At 43.2% G+C, this 26344-nt stretch carries 19 protein-coding genes; 9 read left to right on the top strand and 10 right to left on the bottom strand.

The features are described 5' to 3' along the window. Positions 1-157: 157 nt before the first annotated feature. Both AC2FA3_RS08795 and acs read right to left on the bottom strand, forming a co-directional pair. Positions 158-1360 carry an NAD(P)/FAD-dependent oxidoreductase gene (locus tag AC2FA3_RS08795; RefSeq protein ID WP_490509241.1) on the bottom strand — a complete coding sequence of 401 codons (1203 nt, stop codon included), beginning with the start codon at positions 1358-1360 and terminating at the stop codon, positions 158-160. A 236-nt stretch (positions 1361-1596) separates the two neighbouring features. Continuing rightward, the gene (gene acs / locus AC2FA3_RS08790; RefSeq protein WP_490509240.1) at positions 1597-3558 is read right to left on the bottom strand and encodes an acetate--CoA ligase; all 1962 of its coding nucleotides are present in this window, start codon (positions 3556-3558) and stop codon (positions 1597-1599) included. Between the two features lie 383 nt (positions 3559-3941). On the opposite strand from acs, the gene AC2FA3_RS08785 reads away from it, so the two are divergent. Together AC2FA3_RS08785 and AC2FA3_RS08780 are read left to right on the top strand one after the other, a co-directional pair. After that, positions 3942-5243, top strand: a complete 1302-nt coding sequence (locus AC2FA3_RS08785) for a BaiN/RdsA family NAD(P)/FAD-dependent oxidoreductase (RefSeq protein WP_490509239.1) — start codon at positions 3942-3944, stop codon at positions 5241-5243. 258 nt (positions 5244-5501) lie between these two features. After that, positions 5502-6473, top strand: a complete 972-nt coding sequence (locus AC2FA3_RS08780) for a pirin family protein (RefSeq protein WP_490509238.1) — start codon at positions 5502-5504, stop codon at positions 6471-6473. Positions 6474-6588: 115 nt separating this feature from the next. Here AC2FA3_RS08780 and AC2FA3_RS08775 read toward each other — a convergent pair whose 3' ends face one another. Beyond that, a complete protein-coding gene (locus AC2FA3_RS08775) occupies positions 6589-7692 on the bottom strand; it encodes an alkene reductase (protein WP_490509237.1) in 1104 nt (367 codons plus the stop codon). A gap of 356 nt (positions 7693-8048) precedes the next feature. Here AC2FA3_RS08775 and AC2FA3_RS08770 point away from each other — a divergent pair, with 356 nt between their 5' ends. Beyond that, on the top strand, positions 8049-9182 hold the full coding sequence (locus tag AC2FA3_RS08770; protein ID WP_490509236.1) for a hypothetical protein: 1134 nt from the start codon (positions 8049-8051) through the stop codon (positions 9180-9182). A 113-nt stretch (positions 9183-9295) separates the two neighbouring features. On the opposite strand, the gene AC2FA3_RS08765 is transcribed toward AC2FA3_RS08770, so the two are convergent. Then, a complete protein-coding gene (locus AC2FA3_RS08765; RefSeq protein ID WP_490509235.1) occupies positions 9296-10702 on the bottom strand; it encodes an outer membrane protein transport protein in 1407 nt (468 codons plus the stop codon). 322 nt (positions 10703-11024) lie between these two features. Here AC2FA3_RS08765 and AC2FA3_RS08760 point away from each other — a divergent pair, with 322 nt between their 5' ends. Next, positions 11025-11750 carry a YidX family protein gene (locus AC2FA3_RS08760; RefSeq protein WP_490509234.1) on the top strand — a complete coding sequence of 242 codons (726 nt, stop codon included), beginning with the start codon at positions 11025-11027 and terminating at the stop codon, positions 11748-11750. Positions 11751-11798: 48 nt separating this feature from the next. On the opposite strand, the gene AC2FA3_RS08755 is transcribed toward AC2FA3_RS08760, so the two are convergent. Then, positions 11799-12701 (bottom strand): DMT family transporter, encoded by a 903-nt coding sequence (locus AC2FA3_RS08755; protein ID WP_490509233.1) that lies wholly within the window; start codon positions 12699-12701, stop codon positions 11799-11801. A 97-nt stretch (positions 12702-12798) separates the two neighbouring features. Then, positions 12799-14025, bottom strand: a complete 1227-nt coding sequence (gene trpB, locus AC2FA3_RS08750) for a tryptophan synthase subunit beta (protein ID WP_490509232.1) — start codon at positions 14023-14025, stop codon at positions 12799-12801. Between the two features lie 379 nt (positions 14026-14404). Here trpB and AC2FA3_RS08745 point away from each other — a divergent pair, with 379 nt between their 5' ends. Beyond that, complete coding sequence (locus AC2FA3_RS08745; RefSeq protein ID WP_490509231.1) at positions 14405-16003, top strand: GMC oxidoreductase; 1599 nt, start codon at positions 14405-14407, stop codon at positions 16001-16003. A 97-nt stretch (positions 16004-16100) separates the two neighbouring features. Here AC2FA3_RS08745 and AC2FA3_RS08740 read toward each other — a convergent pair whose 3' ends face one another. Next, a complete protein-coding gene (locus tag AC2FA3_RS08740) occupies positions 16101-17087 on the bottom strand; it encodes a hypothetical protein (protein ID WP_490509230.1) in 987 nt (328 codons plus the stop codon). A gap of 142 nt (positions 17088-17229) precedes the next feature. Between AC2FA3_RS08740 and lplA the strand changes: the two genes are divergently transcribed. Continuing rightward, positions 17230-18234 (top strand): lipoate--protein ligase, encoded by a 1005-nt coding sequence (lplA, locus tag AC2FA3_RS08735; protein WP_490509229.1) that lies wholly within the window; start codon positions 17230-17232, stop codon positions 18232-18234. A 33-nt stretch (positions 18235-18267) separates the two neighbouring features. Continuing rightward, complete coding sequence (locus tag AC2FA3_RS08730; protein ID WP_490509228.1) at positions 18268-18684, top strand: VOC family protein; 417 nt, start codon at positions 18268-18270, stop codon at positions 18682-18684. A 104-nt stretch (positions 18685-18788) separates the two neighbouring features. Here the strand turns inward: AC2FA3_RS08730 and AC2FA3_RS08725 are convergent, their stop codons facing one another. Both AC2FA3_RS08725 and AC2FA3_RS08720 read right to left on the bottom strand, forming a co-directional pair. Beyond that, entirely contained in the window at positions 18789-20216 is a 1428-nt protein-coding gene (locus AC2FA3_RS08725) for a phospholipase D family protein (protein ID WP_490509227.1), read from the bottom strand. Positions 20217-20576: 360 nt separating this feature from the next. Then, positions 20577-21782, bottom strand: a complete 1206-nt coding sequence (locus AC2FA3_RS08720) for a serine hydrolase domain-containing protein (protein WP_490509226.1) — start codon at positions 21780-21782, stop codon at positions 20577-20579. A 245-nt stretch (positions 21783-22027) separates the two neighbouring features. Between AC2FA3_RS08720 and AC2FA3_RS08715 the strand changes: the two genes are divergently transcribed. Then, the gene (locus AC2FA3_RS08715; protein WP_490509225.1) at positions 22028-22783 is read left to right on the top strand and encodes a lysozyme inhibitor LprI family protein; all 756 of its coding nucleotides are present in this window, start codon (positions 22028-22030) and stop codon (positions 22781-22783) included. A gap of 244 nt (positions 22784-23027) precedes the next feature. Continuing rightward, positions 23028-23729: a DUF1003 domain-containing protein gene (locus tag AC2FA3_RS08710; RefSeq protein ID WP_490509224.1), complete on the top strand. Its 702-nt coding sequence runs from the start codon at positions 23028-23030 to the stop codon at positions 23727-23729. 165 nt (positions 23730-23894) lie between these two features. Here AC2FA3_RS08710 and AC2FA3_RS08705 read toward each other — a convergent pair whose 3' ends face one another. Next, positions 23895-26030 (bottom strand): 2,4-dienoyl-CoA reductase FMN-binding domain-containing protein, encoded by a 2136-nt coding sequence (locus AC2FA3_RS08705; RefSeq protein ID WP_490509223.1) that lies wholly within the window; start codon positions 26028-26030, stop codon positions 23895-23897. Positions 26031-26344 lie beyond the last annotated feature (314 nt).

Raw genomic sequence — 26344 nt, 5'->3', positions numbered from 1 at the left:
TCAGATGATAAAAACTGTCGCACGATAATAGTTGTCGCATGATAAAACTATCGAACATTAGAGCTTACGTTTTGACTTAAAGGGCTCTGAAAACTGCAAAATTAAAAAGCCTACGAAGGATAAAATAATAGCAATCTCATAGCGACCGTAGGCTAACTCATGAGTGCGCGCAAATCCTTGCTACGGCTTGTGTTGCCATCTGATAACAGCTTTCGATATTACCTTGCCCGCACCAGTCTCCGCTGACAATCCATTGCTGCTCGTTATCAACCAATATTCCTAATGGCTCTTTATTAGAATCTATATTATTAGAAACTGTATTAGACACCTTGACGGTCGCAGCATAACGCCAGCGATGACAGTCAATTTGGCTCGGCGTGCTTTTCTCATTCCAATTCAAAGCTTGCTGGGCTGCTTTCAATAACTGCGCCTTTATCGTATCGATATCGGCATCGACGTGCTGCTCTGACCAATCATTGCGCGCATGAATAGTGATGCTAGGTAATAGCTCATCATGGGCAGGCTTTTGATGCTCGATAAAGATTTTATCAAGTATAGAATCTTGCACATATGCCACATCCCACGCTTTTGCTTGATGGCCTAATACCTCAGGTAATGGCTGCTTATCATCCCAGCCGAGCATCAAGGTATAGCACGCTTGCATTTGTGGCTCAGTGATTTTTGTTTGTTCAGCAAAGCCACTAGCTGCCATGAGCTCTATCGCTTGCCAATTTGGCGCGGTGCAAATGACCCAATCAAAACTGCCCAGACTGCTGCCTTCTTCGTCAAATAGCTCAGTTTTCTTACTGGTTTTTTTGCTAGTTTTATCAGCGAGAGTTTGGTTATATTGAGCCAAAGGTGCAACACGGGTTTTAAAGTTGATGGTTGTCTGCTGTAACTCATCGGCTAATGCTCGCCCCCAACTGGTCATTTTTGGCGTACTGATATAGCGCGCTTGTGTGCGGCTCCATTGCTCTTTAAGTTGAATATCAGATGTCTGATTAGTCGCATTTATTGGGATTAAATTCACTACTTGCGCGCACCACGGTTGGAGCAAACCCGTCTGTAGCCAAGGCTCAATAAACTGCTGAAAGCTTGCACTTTTGGCAGTAAAAAACTGCGCGCCAAATGCCCATTGCCAGTTTTTATTAGTATGGTTATAGCTACGATAACGAGTCGCTAAACGACCAACGCTACGGGATTTTTCAAAAATGCTAATTTCTGGTATTAAGGATTTGTCATTGATTTGGCTAAAAGCACGTTCTAATAAGGTAGCAGTAAATAAGCCCGTTAAGCCGCCCCCAATAATGGCAATTTTCGGTACTGATGTCTGAGTAGGCTGCAAAGAAGAGTACGGCATAATGACAGTAAACCTTATAAAGTATGGGGCAAAATAGAAACGATAGCCGTTAGGCTATAAAAACCGCACGGTAATTTTAGTATATTGAACCTTTAAAGCCTGCCAATATCAATATTATCTACGTAAAAAAGCCATGCTATCTTTAATAACATGGCTTTTTAGAAATTAAGCGTCAGTCTAATGCATATGTTTATAGCAACATCCTCTTAGCGATATATAGCTATTGATAATGCTATTTAGTCGCCGCGTTCAGCCTTGACCACATCAACCAACTCATTGATAACGGCGCTATCAGCAAGGGTCGATAAATCCCCCAGTCCAACATACTGCCCTGCTGCGAGATTACGCAGGATACGGCGCATAATTTTCCCAGAGCGTGTCTTGGGTAAAACATCAACGATATAGATAGCATCTAAATTGGCAATCGGACCAATCTCCATACGTACATGGCGATTCAGCTCTGATTTTAGTGATTCAGTGGCGGTTTCACCCGACTTGAGAATAATAAAGGCGCAAATACCCATACCGCGAATCTCATGCGGCATACCGACGATAGCTGCCTCAGCGGTCGCTGGATGCGCAACCACCGCGCTCTCAATCTCTGCCGTGCCCAAGCGATGCCCCGAAACATTAAGCACATCATCTACCCGTCCAGTAATCCAATAATGCCCGTCTTCGTCACGCTGCGCGCCATCACCCGTAAAATAATAACCCGGATACTCTGTAAAATAGGTTTCTAAAAAGCGCTTATGGTCATTATAAATAGTGCGCATCTGCCCCGGCCAACCGCCGCTTATCGCAAGATTTCCTTCCGCAGCACCTTCGAGTATCTCGCCATCACCGTCAACGACGACCGGTACAATACCGTACAAGGGATTCATCGCCGCGCCCGGTTTCATATCTACCGTGCCCGGTATCGGCGCCAGTAAGATACCGCCGGTTTCCGTCTGCCACCAAGTATCGACAATCGGACATTTACCGCCGCCGACGACATGATAGTACCAATCCCACGCTTCCGGATTGATTGGCTCACCAACGGTACCGAGCAAGCGCAAACTTGAGCGATCCGATTCACGCACAAAGGTATCACCTTCTTTCATCATGGCGCGAATAGCCGTCGGTGCCGTGTATAAAACCGTGACTTGGTGTTTATCTATGATGTGTCCGATACGCGCCCACGTTGGATATTCTGGTACACCTTCGAACATAACCGTCGTCGTGCCATTGGCAAGCGGCGCGTAAGTAGCATAGGTATGACCCGTCACCCAGCCGACATCAGCCGTACACCAGTAGACATCATCCTCTTTAATATCAAAGACATCTCGAAACGTAGATAGCGCATAAGTGATATAACCACCAGTCGTATGCAACACGCCTTTGGGCTTGCCCGTTGAGCCGGAGGTATATAATAAAAATAGCGGATCTTCGGCATTCATCACCTCAGGTTCGCAATGCTTTGACTCACCATCGATCAAACTGTGATACCAAACATCGCGGCGTCCGCTCATCGGAACAGAATTACCCGTACGATGCACGACAATGACGTTGGTCACGCTGTCCGTGCCATCCATGTCTAAAGCCCGATCGACACTGGCTTTGAGCGGCGTGCGCTTATTGCCGCGGATACCTTCGTCAGCGGTAATGACCAATTTAGATTGGCTATCAATAATACGGTTGCCCAAACTCTCAGCAGAAAAGCCGCCAAACACTACCGAATGCACCGCCCCAATGCGGGTACACGCCAGCATTGCTACTATGGCTTCTGGTATCATAGGCATATATAAGGTGACGCGATCGCCCTTTTTGACCCCAATTTTGCGCATGGCATTACCTAGGCGACAAACCGCTTCATGCAACTCTTTAAATGAGATGATTTTATGCAATGACGGATGGTCACCTTCCCAAATAATCGCCGGTTTATAGGGGTTATTTTTAACATGACGATCAAGACAGTTGACCGAGATATTAAGTTCGCCATCTTCATACCATTTGATACGGAAGTCTTCTAAATCGTAGCTGACATCACTGATTTTGGTGGGCTTTTTTATCCAATCAATCAGCTCGGCACGCTTTGCCCAAAAGGCATCGTTTGCCTCGGGTGACGCAATGGATTGTTGATAGTCTTTGGTATATTGCTCGGCGGTAGTATTGGCAGCGGCGACAAATTCAGCCGTGATAGGAAATGATTTCTGAGTCATCGTAGTCATCCTTTTCTAATTATTATGACCTATAGCGGTTGTTGTCGAACATTAGTCGTCGAGCAATAGCTGCTACAGGTAATAAGCGTCATCTTCCATAATGTGACACCTAAGGATAGTTTGACAAATAAGCGCGAGGGTTGCAAGACATCAACCGTGAATCACAACAATTGCATAGCACACCACTGTGTTTAACAAAAAATATTGTATAGCAGCTATTTTTTAAAATGTAGCTGCAACAATGCTATTTAATCCTTGTAACCTGTTATAAAACATGGACAATAGCAAACTGCTATAAAGCGCTGCAACTTATATCCCATTCTTTATATCACAATAGGCTCTATGAGTCTCACTTGCTCTTTTAAAATCAGGAACTATCGACCATGGACAATCACCGCACTGCATCACAATACTCGCATTATGATGTCATCATCATTGGCGCTGGTGCGTCAGGGTTATATTGTGCACTCACCGCTGGTCGCCGTGGTCGCCGCGTCTTGGTACTCGACCACGCCAATAAAGCTGGTAAAAAAATCCTCATGTCCGGTGGTGGCCGCTGTAACTTTACCAATTACTTTGTCGAGCCTGAGCATTTTATCGGTAGCAATACGCATTTTTGTAAATCAGCGCTAAGCCGTTATCCGAGTTGGGAATTTATCGGCATGGTTGAGCAACATAAAATCCCTTACCATGAGCGCGAGCATGGGCAGCTATTTTGTGATGACTCAGCGCAAGATATTTTAACCATGCTACTTGATGAATGTGCTGCCGTGGGCGTGCAAGTCAGGCTTAACACCCACATCGAACAAGTAAAGACTCATGAGAATAGTGAAAAATCCCGCTTTGAATTAACCACTAGCAAACAGCTGAGTAAAAAAGAAAAACAAGAGAGAAAAGACAGCGGCAATCAAAGCAAGCTGCCGCAAACAAGTTATCGCTGTGAGTCGCTCGTGGTAGCAACGGGCGGTTTGTCTATTCCAACGCTAGGCGCAAGCGGATTTGGTTACGAGCTTGCGCAGCAGTTCGGTCATACATTGGTAGCAACCGATGCTAGCCTTGTACCCTTTACCTTTACCGATAAAACCGGTGAGCTGATTCGCACGCTTGCCGGTATCAGTCTGCCGGTAATTGCCAGTAATGAGCGCATCTCCTTTAAGCTACCGCTGCTCTTTACCCATCGCGGACTGTCTGGTCCGGCTATGCTGCAACTGTCCAACTATTGGCATGTTGGCGAAACCATCACCATCAACTTGCTGCCTGATATCGATATGACTGCGCTTTTACTTGCTCATAAAAAATCACACCCACGCCAGCTTATCCGGACGGTTGTGGCAGACAATACCGACAATGCTTTACCAAAAAAACTGCTGGCAGCGCTACAAACGCATCTATGGGACGATATCAAAGCCACCGAGCTTGCTAATATTAAAGATGAGCGCTTGATAGATCTTGGTGCAATACTCAATGGCTGGCAGCTAAAACCGTCTGGCACCGAAGGCTATCGAACTGCTGAAGTCACACGCGGCGGCATCACAACCGATGAAGTCTCGTCAAAGACCATGCAAAGTAAGCATCAAGACGGGTTATATTTTATCGGCGAAGTCCTCGATGTCACAGGTTGGCTTGGCGGTTATAACTTTCAATGGGCATGGGCCAGCGGTTTTGTTTGTGGCGAAGTCGTTTGATATTAAGGCATGCTTTTAATGTAAATTCTAACCATTCAAAGGCTATTTATCAAAAAGTAGGTTGTTTAAATAGGATAGAAACCGCTAAATACTTGATAATTATAAATATAATCACAATATAAATCGGTATAAATTTAGAATTACTTAATAGTTGCCTGTCGTTATTACTAAAGAGTTATTATTTAATAATGAGCGTTTAAAGAATGATGATGAAATAAATAAGTATTCTTTAATACAGTTAGGTTTACGAGGTGCTCAATGCGTTCTATCCAACATATTCATAGCGATAAAGCGCCGCATTGGGTCGGCGATGGTTTTTATGTCAAAACCTTGTTCAATCATTTAGATAATGATGCTGATTTTAATCATTATCATACCGATCCGTTTTTATTATTAGACTATGGTCAGCCGACCAACTTTGCGCCAAATCCAAACTATAAGACGCAGCCGCACGGCATTGGGCAGCATCCGCATAAGGGTTTTGAGACGGTAACGATTGCTTACGCCGGCGAGATTAGCCATGCGGATTCGGCCGGTGGTTATGGCGTCATTCAAGAAGGCGGTGTGCAGTGGATGACCGCAGGGCGCGGCATCAAGCACGAAGAATTCCACTCGCCCGACTTTAGTCAGCGTGGCGGTCCTTTTAGCATGGTGCAATTATGGGTCAATTTGCCAAGTGCCCATAAGCTGACTGAGCCTAAATATCAAACGCTGAAACGTGATGACTTACCTATTGTTAATTTAACGGACAATAAAGACGAAAATTCGATAGGTAAAGCAGCGATTATTGCTGGCGAATGGGAAGACACCGCGGGCGCGGCAAGTACCTTTACGCCTATCAATTTATGGGATATCGCCTTGCATAGCGCTGGCTCAACGACGCTGCAAGTGCCAAACAGCCATAATGTCATGATATTGGTGCAAGAAGGCGCGTTACTGATTAATGATACGACAGTGAGCGCGGGCAGTCTGATTCAGTTTGCCACGCCGACTAGTACTGCTATTGATTCTATAAATGAACAAGCAGCAACGCAGATAAGCGATAGTATTGAGCTAACGTATCCTAAGCTTTCTGGTGATGAGCAAGCACCAAGTACGGTTAAATTATTACTATTAAGTGGTGAACCTATCAGCGAGCCAGTAGCAGGCTATGGTCCCTTTGTGATGAATACCCAAGAGGAGCTGCGCCAAACCTTTCGTGATTATCAAACGGGTAACTTTGGTAAATAGCTAAAATTTACCCATTAAAAAAGCCACCTTGCTGATTATCGCAGGGTGGCTTTTTTATTTAATGTCACTTTATTATAATCAATAAAGCCAGTCGAATGATTTATCCGATAAACATTTATGCTTGGTTTAAAAACGGATAATCGGTGTAGCCTTCGGTGCCGCCGCCATAAAAGCTTTCTGGCTGCTGCTCATTAAGCGGCGCGCCTTCGCGGATACGCTCCGCTAAGTCAGGATTGGCGATATAGTCACGACCAAAAGCAACCGCATCGATATAGCCATCCTTGATATTTTTTTCTGCTTTTTCAGCAGTATAGCCACCAGCGGCAATAATCATTTGCCCAAAAGCATCACGAACGCGTTGACGGAATTCCGTACTATAAGGCGTACCACCTGCCCAGTCAGGCTCAGAAAGATGCAGATACATCAGCCCGCGCTTATTAATCTGCTCAATTAGCCAAATATTTTCGTCTTCATTGTAGCCTGCTTCGACATTATTAAACGTACCAAGCGGTGATACGCGAATACCGATATGATCAGCATCCCACGCAGCGACGCAAGCATCGATGACATCAAGAGTCAAACGCGCACGATTCTCGCGGCTACCGCCATACTCATCATCGCGCTGATTGGTTTGTTCCACCCAAAACTGATGCAACAGATAACCATGAGCGCCGTGAATCTCTACGCCATCAAAGCCCGCTTCTTTGGCATTTTTGGTCGCAAGACCAAAGTCAGCGATGACTTGCTGCACTTCTTCAAGCGTGGCTGGACGTGGCGTGGTTGCTTCAACGCGAATGGCTTGATTGTTGCTGTCGCGCAGTGACGTACGTACCCCCACATGAACATCAGACGCTGAAATAGGCGCTTTGCCATCAGGTTGGACGCTTTCGTGTGCAACCAAACCTGTGTGCCATAACTGTACGACAATTTTTCCACCTTTGGCATGGACACTATCAACGATGGTTTTCCATGCGGTCGTTTGGTCTTCGGTATGAATACCGGGGGCGCCCGCATAGCCTTTTGCTTGAAAAGATACCTGCGTCGCTTCAGTGATGACCAATCCAGAACCAGCACGCTGCGCATAATATTCACTTGCTAATGCGGTAGGAACATCGCCTGGCTCAACCGCGCGTAAGCGGGTTAACGGTGCCATGATGATGCGATTTTTTAGAGTTTGAGTGCCCATTTTGACGGGTTCGAATAAGTTATCGTGTGCCATGAGATGCCTTGTTTGTTGTTATAAAAATACGGTATTAAGAGCCGTTAAGCATTGATAAACAGCGCTTGTCATTGTGACTTATCATTATTAAGCGGTCTATTTATCAGCCGTGTTCTTTATAGGGGGTAGAGAGGATGATTCCAAGTAACACTTACAAACAAAAACACCGACGCAAGTATATTTTCAACCTTTTAAACGCTATTATTTATGTGAGCTTATAAGGGTATTAAGATAATAAAAGCAGTGAAAATTTTATTAAATGTTACATGCACCACTCATGCATCTTTTGTCAATTTTTAAATAACTGTCACTTTTATTAGTATTTATTTTTAGCCTTTACTTAAGGGATAGAGTCCATGCAAAAAACCATATTATCGCTGGCAATAGGGTTAAGTTTCCTCTTAGGTGTGAGCGCCTGCCAACCCAAATCAGATGCGTCATCTGAATCAAGTGAGGTCAAAAATACAGAACAAGTTAATAAGCCGACGCCCTTAGAAAAGTCAGCAACCAAAACGACTACCGCAACAGACTCAGCGCTAGATGCAACAACCTGCTTAGCGCTTAGTGACGCCATGAAAAAAGTTGATAACAGCAGTAAGATTGAAGCTATTTACGCCATTCAAAAATTACTAGAAAACTGCTTACCAACGGCTAGTAACGCTGAGGTATTGAATTTACTAAAAGACTATCAAGCGATGTATGAGCGTTTTTTATGGGAGGAAACTGATCTTAACAGTGCAGAATTTGACCAAGATTTTTTTGACGTGATGAACGCCTTAGAGCAAGGCGAAAAAATAGCAGAAGAAAAACTAAAAAATCTGAGCCCACGCGTACGCTACTTGATTGGTCTTATCCAAAATGATGCCAATGTTAGAGTTTATAGTTTAGGCGAAGGTTACTATGCCTTTAGTCATGATTTGAAAGCTATGGCAGACATTTTTATCCCTTATCTACGTCCTGACCAAAAAGCATTCATTCAGCGGATGGCAAAGGATAATCAAGATATCTTTTGGAGCGATGCCGCCATTACGACCTCTTTTGAAGAGTTGGTTGAGCGTGCGGTGTTTTGGGAAGATTATATAACGCGTTATCCAAATGGCTACGCGGTGAAAGATGCCAAGATTTTATTGGACTTATACCGCTATTCTTTATTCTTTGGCTCAGACAATACTGGATGGACAGATGATGCCATTCATGAGTTTCTTGAACCAGAGTATAAGCAGACGATGGTTGCACTCACAAAACGTCCCAATAGTATCTTGGCAAAGGATGCAACAAACTATTTTAACTTTATGGCGTTGTCCGATAGCGAGCGTCAAGAGCTTTATCCAGTGCCTAGCACTACCGAAGATGGTTATGAGATGGATGACTGGACAAGGATACATGAGCAATTAAATCAAGCGATGCAGATACCTCCTATTTGGAAAATCGGCAGCAGTAATCGAGAATGCTTAAATGGGTTGTTTTGCCAAACCGAAAGCGTTGATTAATAAAGCGCTTTTCAAGCAGTAAAAAAAGCACCTACTTTTTAAAGTAAGTGCTTTTTTCTACTTTCTATCAGCGCTAATATGAGCTATTTTTAATAAATAATCTCAGTCAACTCTTAAAAATGATAACCAAGTTTCATGCCAAGCGCATAGCCTGTTCCATCGTCGATATTGGCTACGCGACCATCAACCTTGGTATCGACTGGACCGCCTTCAAACCACATATACTGACCGCCCGCAGAAACACTAAGCTGCTCGGTCAATTTATATTGCGCGCTTAATCCTAAGCTTTTGATAGAGTCATAAGGTCCCAATAGACTGAGCGGCGCACCAGTACCGTGGTCATAGCCCAAGCGTACTTCGCCTGAAACTTTTGGATTAAACTGCTTACCCAATGCCACTTCAACCGCATAACCGTCCTTTTTATAAGTAGCTAAGGGCTCCTGTGTCGATAATGTCGCTAAAGGCGGGGCAACATTAAAGTTACTCCAATCTACCCAGCGCGCGTTGACCATTCCTAATAACTGATATTTTTCACTGAGACCCGTTTGGAAGTCTAAATTGACCGACTGTGGCATTTTCACTTCGGTCTTGCCCGCTAGCGGTAAGGCAATTTCGTCAGTAGCTGGTCCCGGTGTTACCCCATCACCACCAGCGATAGGTGGTAAAATAACTTGTAGGTTTTCTACCCCAGATACCTGATATTTGGCAGGCGCGCGATAGGTTAATGATGCGCGCAAGGCAATCTCTGGCTTTTCATACGCCATCCCAATGACAGGCACTAGCGTATTTTCGTTTTCAAAGTCTAACGTATAATAGGTCGGCGCTGTCGCTACAGGATTGATAGCCGTCTCATTAATAGCACCCAAAGTTGCGGCTTCAGTTGGCGTAATCGTGCCGTTATTTTGTTTATTAACCAAATCATAATAAGCCTCAGTGGTTGGTATACCAAAAAGCGCCCCCGCCTGATCGATCACTTGAGAAACAGCAGTAGTCAAGCCTACGGGCTGCGCGCCAGTAATATTGCCTTTTAACGTTTGGTACTCAAGACCACCATATAGCCACACATTATTGCCAATCTTACCACCGCCTAAAAGCGTGATGCCATTTGTCTCTACTCGCGCCTCAGTGGTGCCCATGCTATTGTTAAAAATACTCCCTGCTGGGTATTCAGTATCGACACCAAAGGGTTTTTCGTAAATCACCGCCAATGCCGTATTGGCGGTCGGGGCGATTTTGATAGCGGCTCCGGGTAAATCAAAGTCATCCATCATGTCGCCGATTTTATTACCAGCAGCATCAGTGCCTTCGATTTTTGGATCAACATACGCATAAGATAGCTCGGCATAATTACCCGGCTCAAAAAAAGGCGCAACCGATTGTTTGCTATATTCGATGCCAGCAGCCTGCGCTGAACTAATAGCGAGACTTAGCGCCGTCAAAGTACCAGCAGTGAGCAAATAGCGCGAAGAACGAGAAAGGTTAGCAGAGTTCGTAAATCCTAAAAACAGCTGAGCGCTCATGACAATATCCTTTTGTCAGTTAAAAACACGACCAAACTATAAAATCATGCATACTTTTTATAGTTGGCTTTAATCCCTAGATTAAATAGCGAATGTCGACCTTTGTCAATATATCAGTAGCAACTTTATAGGATTCTCTGCTTGAATAGACGGATATAAGACTTAAGCTCTTGATATATGTCTAAATTTTTTCGCTAAAACTCTTGATATTTTACTTATAATTATTTAGCAAATTAGCCAACTTATTTATGCAAAACTGGCTTAATATCACATTTAACAATCTCTTCTCGATGGTCTCTTATTTTATTAAGCAGAGAAAAACATGATGTCAAAATCACTTTCTAAACTATGTTTAGTTGGCTCATTAGTTTTAGGTTTAAGCGGCTGTATCGTCACCGAAAAGCTCGATTACCAATTGATGCTACAAGAAGATGAAAAATGGGTTGCCGATGAGCAGTTTACCGATACCATCATCGCTGTCGGCAAGCCCGCCGCGCCTATTCAAGGGGTTGAGCATGCCATTGTATTTGCCGGAGAAAAGCGCAGCTATTTAATGCAGAGCGCCAATAGAGATCGTGAATTTATGGATATTTTAGACCAAGTGGATTTGGCTTATTTTTCTTTTAAGCCGATGCCGGCATTCAATGCGCCCTATTTTAGAATAAGAATAGGCGAACAAGGCTGCAGCTCAGGGCAAGGATGCATTGCCACCATATTATTGTTTGAAAAACCAACGCATCTACTAGTCGCAGGTGAAACGGCTAAACTTGAAGGGTTTGATTTTACTTGTCATGATGGCTTCGCGGGTGGCATGACACGCTGTACAAAAAATCTCTGGCGCCTCCCTGTGACGGTGGCGCCGGCGGTGAAAAATATCGAGATGCTCGCCTATCGCTTGCCGCAACCGACCACGCTGAAGTTTTATACTTATCAGCCAGGCAAAGCATTAGCAGAAGAAAAAAGGCTCAAAACGCTGATGCCGATAGCCAAGGCCTTTGACATTATTACCTTTCCTATTCAACTTATCATGGTAGAAGGTGCTAAATAGTTGGCAGCTACTAAGAGCCAATTTATCACTTAGAAAACAATAAGTATCTTAGGATTTCAGCATATTTTTAATAGACAACTCTAAAGACAAATACGTACCGCATAATATCACTACCGAGCCGATAATCGCTGGCGTGTCTAAAGCCTCACCAAGTAGCAGATAGCCTAGAATAATGGCAAAAATCGGAATCACTAAGGTAATACTGGTCGCTCGCATCGGACCGATACTTTTGATGAGTTGATTCATAAAAATCAGCGCGATGGCAGTTGAGAATACACCAATACAAATCACTGCTGCCCAAGCAGTAAGACTGATGGTTTTCCCATAGGGAAACTCATAAACCGCTATCGGCAGCATGATAATACTGGCAATGATAAGCGAGCCTGCGGTAATTGCCACTGGCGAGACATCGTATAAATAGTTTTTGGTGATATTCGCGCCGACAGCATAGCCAACACAAGCCAATAATGCGTAGCCCATCGGCAATAACCCTGAATCTGACTCAGCATCCTGCCCGCTAGCGCCAAATAAGTTCTCACTCATCAAAATAATCACACCGATAACGCCAATGATTAAGCCGATAATTTGTTTTTTTGACAGTCTGTCTTTAAAAAAGGTACTGGCGATAAAACCGCTCATCATCGGCACAGACGCATTAAGCACCGCCAACACCCCGGCATTGACCGAGCGCGCTGAAAAGGCAAATAAGATAAAAGGAATTGCTGCAGAAAATAGTCCAACCAACGCCAATACTTTCCAGTTATCGCGTATGCCTTCTCGGTTTTTTGGACTGATTAAGACAAAAACCAGCATTACCAAACCGGCAAATACCACCCGCAAACTGGCAAATGCTAACGAGCCAAATTCTGGCACGCCGATACGGTAAAAAATAAAAGACAGCGACCACATAAAGGACAGGGTCATAAAGATAATGAGGTCACGGTTGGACATGGGTAAATCCTATCAAGCGTTAGATGGTAAAAAACCACGATGATAACTTTTTAAACGCTTGATGGATGTTGTATTTTTATACTGCTTTCAGATTTCTTTATAGCTTTACTTTATCCAAAATAAAATCAATATCTTTATCGCCGCGCCCTGACAAGTTGACCAAAATCGTCTCATCCGCTGCCATATCTTTGGCGACTTTCATCGCATAGGCAATGGCATGCGCCGACTCTAAAGCAGGGATAATACCTTCAAGGCGTGATAGCGCCATAAAGGCTTCTAAACATTCTGCATCAGTTGCCGACTCATACGTAGCCAGTTGTAAATCTCTTAGGTGCGAATGCTGTGGTCCAACCCCAGGATAATCTAGACCTGAGGCAATCGAATGTACGGGAGCTGGCTCGCCTTTTTCATCAAGAAGTACATAACATTTAAACCCGTGAATCTCGCCTTTCACGCCCAGTGACATCGTCGCCGCATGATTGGGCGTATCCAAGCCCTCGCCTGCTGGTTCTACGCCTATTTTTTCCACATTTTCATCATCAAAAAATCCGCTAAACATACCAATAGCGTTAGAGCCGCCACCAATACAGGCCACAACCTTATTAGGTAGCTTACCGGTCGTCGCTAGGAACTGCTCCCGTGCTTCATGACCAACTACTGACTGAAAGTAGCTGACCATTTCAGGATATGGCGCCGGTCCTAATGCCGAGCCAATCGCAAACATACTGCTATCAAGCTCATTTAAATAAGTCTCAAAAGCACTATCAACCGCTTCTTTTAGTGTACCTGCGCCGCGTGAGACTGGTACGATATTGGCACCCAAAATCTTCATCCGGCTGACATTTGGATGTTCTTTTTTAATATCGACCACACCCATATGAATCTCACATTCCAACCCCATCAAGGCCGCTGCCGTTGCTAGCGCTACGCCGTGTTGCCCTGCGCCCGTTTCGGCGATCACTTTGGTTTTGCCCAGCTTTTTAGCCAGTAGGACTTCGCCCAAACAGTGATTAATCTTATGCGCACCCGTATGATTCAAATCTTCACGCTTAAAATAAATCTGCGCGCCGCCGCAATGCTCTGTCAAACGCTGCGCATGATAAATGGGGCTTGGACGACCAACGTAAGTCTCACGCAGACGCTTCATCTCAGCGATAAAATCATCGTCTTTAATGATTTCACGAAAACCCACTTCGATTTCTGCCATGGCTTTTGTAAGCTCAGGATGAGCAATTTTGCCACCGAATTCGCCGTATAGGCCATCGCTATTAGGTAATATTGATGCGTGTAGACCGTAGCCAGTGGCGGTATTTTGCGTTGTCATATAAAAGCCTTATTATTTTAAATGGAGTATTAATATTGGAGCTTTCGCCTAATTATTTAGCTTTTTTAAGGATAAGAATAATTGAATGTATTTGCGTTCTAGTACATTGAAACAAGATAATAAGGGAAATTTTCTATTCGGTCAAGTTTACGAATCAATCTAACAAGATTGGTCGAGTGATTGAATAAAAGCTGGCAAGGACTATGAGTAAATTAAAGTCCTTTTTCCTATAAGTATTAAAGCAATCGCGTGACTGAAATAATAACGCAACCTATGTTTGCTAATATAGCGCTCTTTCGCCTTGCCGCACCCTTGCTAGCCAAAGTCAAGATTACTTAACTCGGGCTTTTTTAGCTTAAATATCAAATTAGGATACACCATGCAACGACGCCAACTTATTAAAGCCATGGGTTTAAGCTTAGGTGCGATCAGTACCTCTGCTGCGGTGAGTGGCTGTCAAACGCTTGCCAAGCAACCAAAACTACCCAGTACCATCACCCAAGCTGGACACTTTCCTAATATTATCGTTGGGAGTGGCTATGGCGGCGCGGTATCAGCACTGCGGTTGAGCGAGAAAGGTCATAAAGTGCTGATTGTTGAGATGGGGATGCGCTGGGACAGAACACCCGAGCACGATACCTTTTGCAAAATGATTACTGCCGATAAACGCTCTAGCTGGTTTAGCAATATGCCAAACGCCCCTATCCCGATTCCGATTCCTATCAGAAAATATCCTGGGGTTTTGGACTTAATCGAATATGACGATATGAAAGTCTTTGCAGGGCGTGCTTACGGTGGCGGCTCTATCGTCAATGGCGCGATTGCCATTCAGCCAAGACGCTCCCACTTTGAAGAAGTGTTTCCTTGGATTAATAGTAATGAGATGTATGACATTTATTTCCCTCGCGCCATGAAAAATCTGAAAGTCAGCCAAATTCCTGAGTCGTTTTTTAATCAATCTGAGCACTACGAATTTACTCGTTCGGCTGAACGCCAAGCAGAAAAGGCGGGAATGAAAACCGAATTTTTTGGCAACAGCTACGATTTTGACTATATGCAAAAAGAAGCGCGCAGTGAAGTCTATAAATCTGGCCTTGGCGGTGAAGTCATCTATGGCAACAATGCGGGCAAGTACTCACTGGATTTGACCTATCTAAAAGACGCTGAAGCCACGGGCAATGTCACGGTGAAAACCCTACGCAAAGTAAATAGCATTCAAGCACTGGATAATGATCAACTGCGCTTAGAAGTTCATGTTATTAATATGACGGGCGGCATCGATAAAATTGAGCATTATACTTGCGATAAGCTATTTTTAAATGCTGGCAGTACGGGCACTTCAGAGTTACTGCTTAAAAGCCAAGCTGAAGGGAAATTAAATAACTTAAACGAACATATCGGACAACATTGGGGACCCAACGGTAACATCATGACAGGGCGCAATTTCGTCCACGCCGCGGGCACCACCCAATCTACCATTCCGGTCAAAGGCATCAATATGTGGGACGGTGATAGAGGCGGCTCAAAGTACAAAATCTTTGCCGAACTCGCGCCACTACCGTTAGGACTTGAGACGTGGACGACACTATATCTTGCCATTACTGATAATCCAGAACGCGGTAATTATTACTATGATAAAACTAGCAAAACCGTCAAGCTCAACTGGAAACGTGAGCAAAATGAGTACTCGGTAAACGCTGCCAAAGAGCTGATCGAAAAACTCGCCAAAGTAAATGGTGGCTCGACATCAAGCTTACTATTCACCAAAGGCTTCGGCGATAACTTCTGCTATCACCCACTTGGTGGCTGCGTACTTGGCAAAGCGACTGATGAATTTGGGCGCGTAAAGGGTCATAAAAATATCTATGTGCAAGATGGCGCGTTAATTCCCGGTAGCGCTGGCGTCAATCCGTATGTATTTATCACCGGACTTGCCGAGCGTAATATGGCGGCTATTTTGAAGGAAGATTTTGGGTAGGGTTTAGCGGAATAAGTTATATATAAACGTTCTTAAACATTAATTAGATGGTGGGTTACGCTTGAGCTAACCCACCCTACGCGCTAGCCTAGAATTTTTAGCAATCGTAATCCTCATAGCAAATGATGTTAGTATTAAGTATACCTTCAAGGTGCTGAACCAGCTCCTGTGTTTCAGGTCTACTATGCTCATTACTAATATTAAAATCTCCTACTGAAATAGAACCATGACCACTCCCTTTGGCTGGCAAAATATTACTCCATGAGATTTTAAGAGAATGATCTAACATTATGGTTTTTTTATCATTCGATAAATAATAATCGCCTGTTGTTGTTTGCCAAGTACAAACCTCAGATGGCTTAAGTTGCGCCTGAATTTTTAGTGGCGTCTGAAACAAGGCTCGGTTATGAAAACCGTTTAAAGCCCTTGAAATAAAATCGATAGAATATTGAGGGTATTTGCGAGCGTCCAATGACCATGGAACATTTTGTCTTAGCTGCATCTGAAAATTTTTGATAGTAGTAAGGTCAACCTTATCTTGTAACAACTCTTCTATGTCTCTGAGTGGCTGTGAATAAAGCGAATCTAATAGTTCAATATCATTTAGAGTAATACAAATAAGACCAATATTTGCTTCACCGTTCTCTTCACGAACCTCTCCAAATATACTTACACCAAATTCACAATTATCAAAGAGCCATGTGGCGTTTTCTATTACACTGCCACTACCATTATTATCGCCTACTCCATGCGTTGAGGGTGATCCAAATTGCTTTTTTAGCTTTTCGATTAAGGGATGCTTGATAAATATTTTGAGCCAAGAATTACCATAGCTCTGCTCATTGGCTGCTATATTAATCCATATTCGATCAACCAAACGATCCTCAGCTGGCGCGCTAAATTCGCAAGAATTGGTTTTGATCGACCACATCTCAGTTAGTTTGATAGTCAGCGTTTTATCTAAAGCATAGGGATTGACATTTTCAACATAGCTATGCTCTATGGCAAGCTGAGCTTTTATATCAGCGAGCTTATCGCCCCATTTAAAAGTAATGTTACCAATTTGAAAGCTTTCTTTTCTCATTATTATAAGCACTCGCTTTTGCTACTTGTAATTTAGTTACAGCAAAAAGATGAATTGAATTTAAACCTAACTTCGTTGAGAATAACTATACCGTATTTATTAACATAGACTTATAAAAGATCATAACAATAAGGATAATTAAATGAAACTGCGCATCTTAAAGTCTGCCGTGACCAACCCTTGGTTTAACCTCGCCACCGAGGATTGGATATTTAATACGCTCAATCCCGACTCGCACACGCTATTCTTATGGCGCAATAGCGAGACCGTGGTCATTGGACGCTCGCAAAACCCATGGGTAGAATGCAAAATTGATAAGATGGAAGAAGACGATGTGTTTTTGGCACGGCGTCAGAGTGGCGGCGGCGCGGTGTTTCATGATTTGGGCAATACTAACTTTACCTTTTTATCGCCCAAAGACGACTACGACCAAGCAGCGAACTTTACCATTATCATCAATGCGCTCAAAAAATTGGGCATAGAAGCAGATTTATCTGGTCGTAACGACATGCAAGTCGGCGATAAGAAAATATCAGGTAGCGCTTTTAAACATGCAACTGACCGCAGCTTTCATCACGGGACTTTATTGGTCAATGCCAACATGCAAAAGCTAGGCGATTATCTCAATCCGCATCCGCTTAAGCTAAAAGCCAAAGGTATTAAATCTGTCCGTGCGCGCGTCGCAAACTTAGTAGAGTTTAACGAGTCGATTAATCACGAGATTTTATCCGATGCCATCATCGAGGCGTTTTGCGAGTATTATGGCGATACTGCTCCGATAGAAGAATTGGATGAAGCCAGTCTCGCCAAGCAACCTAACCTAAATAAATACTATCAGCAAATGGCAGATTGGGACTGGCGCTTTGGCAAAACCCCTGAGTTTACCCATCACATTGAGACGCGCTTTGATTGGGGCATTATTGATTTGCACCTTGATGTGAAGCGAGCAGTGATTACGGAGGTGGTCATTTTCTCTGATGCGCTAAATGTTGAGTTGATTGATTTGTTAAAGGAGTCACTGGCAGATGTTAAGTACGACAAGCATGAGATTAAAGCTAAGTTTGATGAGTTGGCTAAGGCGCACCCTGAATTAGCAGCGCAGATTGATGATGTATCTGAATGGTTAATTAGTGAGATGAAAAACTAGAACGATATTCAAAGCTAATAAATAAGGTGTTTTATGAAATATTTACACGCAATGATTAGAACCAATAAACTAGAAGAAAGCCTTACCTTCTACTGCGATCTTATGGGTCTTAAACTGCTTAGGAAGAAAGACTCTGAAGCAGGACGATTTAGCTTATACTTTTTAGCGACCCATGAAGGTGCGTCAGAGATTGAGTTGACGCATAACTGGGATGAGGAAGAATACAGCAACGGCAATAACTTTGGGCACTTTGCTTTTAGAGTCGATAATGTATACGAGCAGTGTGAGATATTTATGGCAGCGGGTGTCGAGATATTAAGACCGCCTAGAGATGGCTATATGGCTTTCGTCAAAGACCCTAACCATATCTCAATCGAGCTACTTCAAGACGGCGAGCGCTTAGCACCTATAGAACCATGGATTTCAATGGAAAATATTGGTACATGGTAGGCTGTAGAAAGCATTTCATGTACCATTTTATAAGAAGATAAATACGTAAAATGCGTAAATGAATTTTCTGTAGCTCGTGTTGGTATATAGCAATATCTTTTTGACTATAAAAGCCATTCAACCGGCAGCCACCCTATCACTGTTAACACGATGCTACGCAGGATAGTAGATCCAGGCTCCGAAGTGCTCACCGATCCCGTATTAGAATCGATCCAAACCAGCTTTCCATCGCGCTGTTCAACGCGCCAAGCCAGTCCATTTATTCCTTCATCGAATGCTTTGTGTACTTTTTGCGCCATCTGCTCACTGTTGATGAGCAAACCCATTTCGGTGTTTAATCTAGTAGAACGAGGGTCAAAGTTAAACGATCCCACAAAAATTCGCTCTGCATCAATCGCAAAGGTCTTTGAATGAAGACTAGCGCCTGTCGATCCAAATGACCCTAAACGGTTAGAGCGAGCATCAGGTGCCGCTTTGCTACGTAACTCAAAAAGCTCAACGCCACTCTCGAGCATGGCTTTGCGGCGCTTAGCATAACCGGCATGAACGGGCAGCACATCTGTTGCCTCCATCGAGTTGGTCAGCATGCGCACATCGACACCGCGCGCCTCAAGCGTAGCAAAGGCTTCTACGCCCTCAGTACCGGGAACAAAATAAGCCGACACCCCATCAAGGCGGGTCTTAATGTCACCTACTGCATTCTTTAGCCGGCTTGCCAATAAATCTTCACGAGGCACGGCGCCTTGGCCTTTTATTGGATCATCACTCACTAACACAGCCGTTGTCCATTCTAAATCAATCTCTCCTGCCGCGAGAGACGCCACGATGTTCGAGCTATGCAAAATGGCTTTGTACTCGCTCATCTGTGGATCACCCTTGAATCCAGCTAATCGAGTACCAATCGGGTCACTCTCTTTATGTGTTCCGACGATCAGAGCTGCTGGATAAACAGATAATGCCGCCCAATAGCGGTCAAAATCAGCGGCGATCTGCGGAACAATATCCCCTACCGCCATGACATCAAAATCAACGAAAAGTGGTGTCGAACCAGTGCCAAAATACTCATCACCGACGTTTCGACCACCAACTATGGTCGCGCGCCCATCTACCGTGAAAGATTTATTATGCATTCTTCGATTCAGTCGGAAAAAATCAAACCCATAAGACAGTATCTTCGCCGTGCGCAGATTAAAGGGATTATACAATCGCACTTCGATATTCGGATGGGCAACGAGCGCTGCTATCTCAGTATCGATTCCCGTTGTACCATTGTCATCTAGCAACAGCCGTACGCGTACCCCTCTATCGGCGGCGCGAACCAAAGCATCAAGTAGCAAAGTACCCGTTAGATCAGCATGCCAAATATAGTATTGAGCATCAATGCTCGAGACAGCCGCATCTGCTAAGAGTATCCGTGCAGCAAATGCGTCAGCCCCACTTTGCAATGGTGCAATCCCTGTCAGTCCTTTATGTGCAGCTTCAAGCTCAATCAGTGACTCGGCTAAGGGTCCGCTCGTGGCTTTTGGCAACACGGTTGTATCTATTCGCTCTTCTATTTCCGGAATGGTAAAGGTCAATCGGGCAATAAAAATGGCGCTCCCGACAACGGCAACAATAAAGAAAAGCACTTTCAAAATCATATTAAAATTTTCCGTTCTGTATTAGAGGGACACTGTGCATTAGCGCTGATACTACTATAGCGTTATTAATGCTAAATAATGTCATTATTCAAGTCGCTATTGTGTATACAGTAAGACGCTTACGACTACGTTCCACTTCATTTTCCGCCTTATGGGTATGATGCCAGTATTACTTGCTTCATCCCATTCAATGATAGTAACGCGACAACGATCAGCACCCATATTACTACGCCCCTATATCCAACCCTCTCTTTACTCCACCACCAAACCATCCAAAATAGTTTTAACCTCGCTAACATACTGACCCAAATCTGGCTCCAAATGAAAGCCATCTACTGGTGTCGGTAAGCCCTTTTGCTTTCCAAGTCTAACGATAATTGCATTTTCTTCAGGTAGCACTAATACGCGCTGCCCCAAATGACCAAGCATGGCATAAAACGGAATCGGAGCGTCCATATCCGTCCACACCGAATGTCCGTAAACTTGCGCTTGCCCTTTTGCAAAGGCTTGGACGTTTGGTGTAATCATAAATTCAACATGTGCTTTGCTAAGCAACTGCTTACCTTGCCATTCGCCACCGTTTAATAATAATTGTCCAAATTTGGCAAAATCTAAAGTACTGGCATTTAAACAGCAGTATACTTTTTCAATTTTCCCTGCCCCATCAAGCGACCAATACCCATCGCCTTGCATGCCTAAAGGCTGCCAAAACTTTTCTTCTAAATAGCTAGAAATGGTATAGCCGTGCGGCTCTAATGCTCGTGATAAAGCAATACCAAGCATTTGCGTATCACCGGAGGAGTATTCAAACCTGCCACCGCACTCCTCGACAAAATCGCGATTGACCATTTGCTTGACTAAGTCATGACCATAATAGGATTCTGCAGTGGGATTAATGGGGAAATAGTAATCTTCAGTCCAATCATAGCCTGAGGTCATCGCTGAGAAATTTGCAAGCGTACAGTTTTGCGCATACTTGTTGCCTGCGTATTCAGGCAGCCATTTAGTAATCGGCTCATCAATGCTACCGATATAACCGTCTTCTACCGCTTTGAGATACAGCATGGTCGTGACAGTTTTTGCCATCGAAAAACTATTGGTATGTGAATTCTCATCGTAGCCTTGCCAGTAGCTCTCATACAAAAGCTTGCCATCTTTAATAATCGCAAAGGCGACGGTTTCATCAGTATCTAGAGCGTTTTGCAAAGTAGGTGTCAGCCTGACTTGCTCAAAGTTGGGATCTTTTTCCCATTCGATAGTATCTTTGGCATGAATAGTACGATTATCAAAATCAACATAATCATCGATATTAGCAGTCGATTCGCCTTTAAGATATGTCAGCTGTAGACCGCGAAAGATATAGGCATTTCCCGTCACCACTAAGCCTAAGCTAATAATAATGAGTAGCGCTACAATAGGTAAAACGATCCATTTAAACAGGGTTTTTAACACAACCATTATAAAATCCTTTTTTATGGCTTGATGGCTTGATGGCTTGATGGCTTGATGGCTACTATAGTCTGATTAGTAGAAAGTCTCTTATATAACTACGATATTAGAAGTCTAAAGCTAAAAATATAACAGAGTATCTAGAGGCTACAATGCTATATTTATGTTCAGCTTTAAAACCATAGTATGAGGTTTTTAAAGTAAGTGCTAAGTACTGTATCAAAAAATAGCCAGCTTTAAGGGATGAGAATAACATGAAAAAATTAACCTTAGCCACGATAAGTATTGTAGGCATTTCCCTATTATCTACTCATACAAATGCGGCAAGTTTTGATTGTAATAAAGCCTCTACCTGGGTAGAAAAAACTATTTGTAAAAGTCCTGAGCTATCCAAGCTTGATGAAGCGATGGCAAAAAAATATAGAAAAGGTCTCACTAACGCAGCTAATGACAAAGACAGCAAGATCTATAAAAAAAATGCAATCATAGATCAGAAATTATGGTTAAATTTTCAACGGAATACTTGTAAGGATACCAAGTGCCTTATCCGTGAGTATGAAGAACATATCGGAGAAAAGACATATTCTGACTGGACCGATGAGTTAAGCTCTTCTGACTTGCCAGATAAAAATGCGTTTGGAGAATTTTCTAAAAACTTCCAAATTTCAGTCTATAACGTAGATGGTAAGCGCAAAAATACTTTGCAAGATGCAACGAATACTTTATCGATAAATAAGGTTGGTAATAAACCTTATCTTTCAATCATTGAAAGCATTTTTATTTTCAATAATGCGCATACCTGTGAGATTGAAACGAGCAAGGCAACATGGTCACAGAATCACTGGGTTATAAACGAGAGTCAGCAAGATAAAAACCTTGCGCTGCACTTGTATCCTGCATCTTATCAAGATAAGAATCAGTTACTATTAAGAGATATGGATAACAAATATAGAGAGTTACATTGTGGTATGCGAGGCTATTTTGACGGTATCGTCTTAGATCGAGAGTAGTAAATATTAATATCTTCATTGTCTCTTAGAAAATTAAGGCTAAACGTAACTCATTATTGGACATCAAAATTATAGATTTAATGGGTCACGCTTGAGCTAAAACATCTTATGCTTGCTAGAGATTTTGGCTAATTATTTATACTAAAAAAATGCTGCTATAAGATTTATTTAGTGAGGTACTTACACAGAGTTTCAATATCTACATTATCTAAAAATTCTACAATAATCATAAAAGAGTATGGCTATGAATAAGAAAAATGAATTTTATAAATGTATTGTCTGTGGTCAAAACTATACCGTAAAAAGCCTCACACCCATAGGAACAGTAAGGAAAACTATTACCGAAGAAATTTTACATGATTTTCCCGAATGCTTGCCTAAAGATTATATTTGCCAAACCGATTTAAGCAAATATCGAACGAAGTATGTCAAATCATCGCTAAGTTCTGAAAAAGGCGAGGTGACAGATCTTGAATCTGAATTGATTAAAAGTATGCAACAGCATGAACTTATTACCAAAAATGTTGATACGACCCTCGAGAAAGAATGGACATTTGGTGAACGATTGGCAGATAAAATTGCAACGTTTGGGGGTAGTTGGACCTTCCTCATTTGTTTTGCCATTTTTCTAGCCATTTGGATTATCGTCAATACCGTGGTGATGGTTGCTCGTCCTGCTGATCCCTACCCGTTTATTCTATTAAATTTAATACTGTCCTGTATCGCTGCTATTCAAGCACCTGTGATTATGATGAGTCAAAATAGACAGGAAACCAAAGACCGGTTGCGCTCAGAAAATGATTATCAAATTAACTTAAAAGCCGAGCTTGAAATCCAACACTTGCATGAAAAACTGGATCACCTTTTAATGCATCAATGGGATAGGTTAGCTGAAATACAAGAGATACAACTCGATTTATTATCTGAGATGAGTAAGAAGCATTAGCTCGATTATGAGTAAGTATAGGCTTGGTTTGGATGTTTGATGAACTCAAAATATAAAACTAGAGAATACTGGAATAAAGCTAAACTCTAAAAATCCATAGCCTACAAAGTAAAAAAAGCAGCAAGATAATCTACCTTGCTGCTCTCATAACTTTTGACCTAAATCTTAAATACTTGCTGCAACCTCTGCACCATCTCTTATAGCGCGTTTAGCATCCAGCTCAGCTGCAAGTTTTGCACCACCGATAAGATGGTATTGGGCGTCTGGCGCATCACCGACATTTGGCATTAGTTCGACCACCGACTCTTGACCGGCACAGACCACAACACTATCGACACGTAGCAACTGGCTTTGACCCTGATTATTAGTAATCCAAATACCTTCGTTGGTGATTTTATCGTACTGTGCACCTGATACTTGGATAACGCCATGCGATCTGACATGGGCGCGATGTACCCAACCTGAGGTTTTATTCAGACCACTGCCCAAGCGACCTTTGGTACGCTGCATCAGATAAACTTGACGGATAGGTTTAATCGCTTCAGGCTTAATTAAACCGCCCTCAGTTTCGTAGTCAGTAGCAGAAGTTACGCCCCACTCTTCACGCCACTCTTCGATAGACTGGGCTTTTGGACGGTAGCTTGGGTCTTTTAATAGCTCAGGACCTAGCTCATCAAGCGGCTGACCATGTTTGGCGGTCAAATATTCACTGACATCAAAACCAATACCACCCGCACCGATGACGGCGACCGTATCACCAACAGACTTTTCACCAGAGAGTAATTCAGCATAGCTCATCACTTGTGGCAAATCAGCACCTTCTAATTTACCTGCTAGGCTTCTAGGGACAACACCAGTCGCAACAATGACATGGTGGAATTTGGCTTTTTCTAGCATGGCTTTATCAACTTTGGTATTGAGTTTAATCTCAACACCTAGATGCTCAAGCTCATTGATATAGTAGCGAATGGTCTCAAAGAATTCTTCTTTACCAGGGATAACTTTGGCGTAATTAAACTGTCCACCCAAGATGTCTTTGGCTTCAAATAAGGTGACGTCATGACCACGTAGCGCGGCGACATGAGCGGCTGACATACCAGCGACACCACCACCGATTACGGCAACTTTCTGTGGTTTTTTGGTTTTCTTATAGACCAATTCTGTCTCGTAGCAAGCTTGTGGATTGACTAAACACGTCGAGCGTTTATTTTCAAAAGTATGATCGAGGCAGGCTTGGTTGCAGGCGATACAGGTATTGATGCGGTCGGCTTGACCATTTTTGGCTTTATTGACCCAATGGGCATCAGCTAAAAACGGACGTGCCATTTGAATCATATCTGCCTGACCACTGGCGACAATTTCTTCTGCTGTTTCTGGCATGTTGATACGGTTGGCTGCCATCATTGGGATACTGATGTGCTTTTTAATTTCAGCGGTAAAATCCACAAAGGCCGCACGCGGTACGCTCGTTACAATCGTCGGCACACGTGCTTCATGCCAGCCAATACCGGTATTCATGATGGTCACGCCCGCTTCTTCTAGCGCTTTAGCGACAGTGATGACTTCATCCATGACGTTGCCATCTTTGACCAAGTCAATCACTGATAAGCGAAATAAAATAATAAAATCTTCACCGGCGGCCTCACGTACGGCTTTGACCACATCGACTGCCAACTTCATACGATTTTGAATATCACCACCATATTCATCAGTACGCTTATTCACATGACGTGATAAAAACTGATTAAGCAAATAGCCTTCAGAGCCCATGATCTCTACACCGTCATAACCAGCTTGCTTGGCAAGTTTGGCTGAACGAGCATAGTCTTTTACCGTTTGCTCAATATTTTTGATGCTCATCTTACGCGGTTTGAAAGGCGAGATTGGCGATTTAATCGGGCTTGATGACACGACAAATGGATGATAACCATAGCGACCACTGTGCAAGATTTGCATGATAATTTTGCTGTCATACTTATGCGCGGCGCGGGTGACACGCTGATGGTTAATGACGTCAGCACGCGTATTCATGGTACCACCAGCAGGGAGCAACCAGCCTTCACGATTGGGCGAGATACCACCGGTAATCATCATCGCTACGCCACCCTTGGCACGTTCGGCGAAATACGCCGCCAGTTTACCGTAGTTATAAAAACGGTCTTCAAGCCCCGTATGCATCGAACCCATCACCATACGATTTTTAAGCGTGGTAAAGCCCAAATCTAACGGCTCAAATAAATGCGGGTAGTGTTCATTGGTGTTGGCAGTTTCAATGGTATTGGCAGTGCGGCTGGCGGACATATCATTTTCCTTATGAATGGTTTGCTGGGATTGCTTCGTTAGTATAGTTATGATGCAGGATTTAACGTTATGCTATCCTAACACACCGCTATTATTATCAGCTATGCAGACAAGCGACTGATGAGTGAACACTAATTAATAGCAGCGCTGAACGATTCTGTCTAATAGTAAGTTTTTTGCAGATAGTTAAATAAACCCCACAAAACCTGTCCAAATTTTGCCTGCGACTGTCTATAATAATCAGACCCCGATACAGTTGATTGGCGACAGCAGAGCACCATTACTGCGTCATCTACTATAAAAACATATGATAA

This window comes from Janibacter sp. CoH_79_TC_3, assembly GCF_058197955.1.
The sequence above is the reverse complement of the archived record's forward strand: the minus strand, read 5'-3'. Positions and strand labels throughout refer to the sequence as shown.

Coding starts and splice junctions, on each gene's coding strand:
- AC2FA3_RS08795 (WP_490509241.1), bottom strand. CDS start 1,360: ATGCCGTACTCTTCTTTGCAGCCTACTCAGACATCAGTACCGAAAATT.
- acs (WP_490509240.1), bottom strand. CDS start 3,558: ATGACTCAGAAATCATTTCCTATCACGGCTGAATTTGTCGCCGCTGCC.
- AC2FA3_RS08785 (WP_490509239.1), top strand. CDS start 3,942: ATGGACAATCACCGCACTGCATCACAATACTCGCATTATGATGTCATC.
- AC2FA3_RS08780 (WP_490509238.1), top strand. CDS start 5,502: ATGCGTTCTATCCAACATATTCATAGCGATAAAGCGCCGCATTGGGTC.
- AC2FA3_RS08775 (WP_490509237.1), bottom strand. CDS start 7,692: ATGGCACACGATAACTTATTCGAACCCGTCAAAATGGGCACTCAAACT.
- AC2FA3_RS08770 (WP_490509236.1), top strand. CDS start 8,049: ATGCAAAAAACCATATTATCGCTGGCAATAGGGTTAAGTTTCCTCTTA.
- AC2FA3_RS08765 (WP_490509235.1), bottom strand. CDS start 10,702: ATGAGCGCTCAGCTGTTTTTAGGATTTACGAACTCTGCTAACCTTTCT.
- AC2FA3_RS08760 (WP_490509234.1), top strand. CDS start 11,025: ATGATGTCAAAATCACTTTCTAAACTATGTTTAGTTGGCTCATTAGTT.
- AC2FA3_RS08755 (WP_490509233.1), bottom strand. CDS start 12,701: ATGTCCAACCGTGACCTCATTATCTTTATGACCCTGTCCTTTATGTGG.
- trpB (WP_490509232.1), bottom strand. CDS start 14,025: ATGACAACGCAAAATACCGCCACTGGCTACGGTCTACACGCATCAATA.
- AC2FA3_RS08745 (WP_490509231.1), top strand. CDS start 14,405: ATGCAACGACGCCAACTTATTAAAGCCATGGGTTTAAGCTTAGGTGCG.
- AC2FA3_RS08740 (WP_490509230.1), bottom strand. CDS start 17,087: ATGAGAAAAGAAAGCTTTCAAATTGGTAACATTACTTTTAAATGGGGC.
- lplA (WP_490509229.1), top strand. CDS start 17,230: ATGAAACTGCGCATCTTAAAGTCTGCCGTGACCAACCCTTGGTTTAAC.
- AC2FA3_RS08730 (WP_490509228.1), top strand. CDS start 18,268: ATGAAATATTTACACGCAATGATTAGAACCAATAAACTAGAAGAAAGC.
- AC2FA3_RS08720 (WP_490509226.1), bottom strand. CDS start 21,782: ATGGTTGTGTTAAAAACCCTGTTTAAATGGATCGTTTTACCTATTGTA.
- AC2FA3_RS08715 (WP_490509225.1), top strand. CDS start 22,028: ATGAAAAAATTAACCTTAGCCACGATAAGTATTGTAGGCATTTCCCTA.
- AC2FA3_RS08710 (WP_490509224.1), top strand. CDS start 23,028: ATGAATAAGAAAAATGAATTTTATAAATGTATTGTCTGTGGTCAAAAC.
- AC2FA3_RS08705 (WP_490509223.1), bottom strand. CDS start 26,030: ATGTCCGCCAGCCGCACTGCCAATACCATTGAAACTGCCAACACCAAT.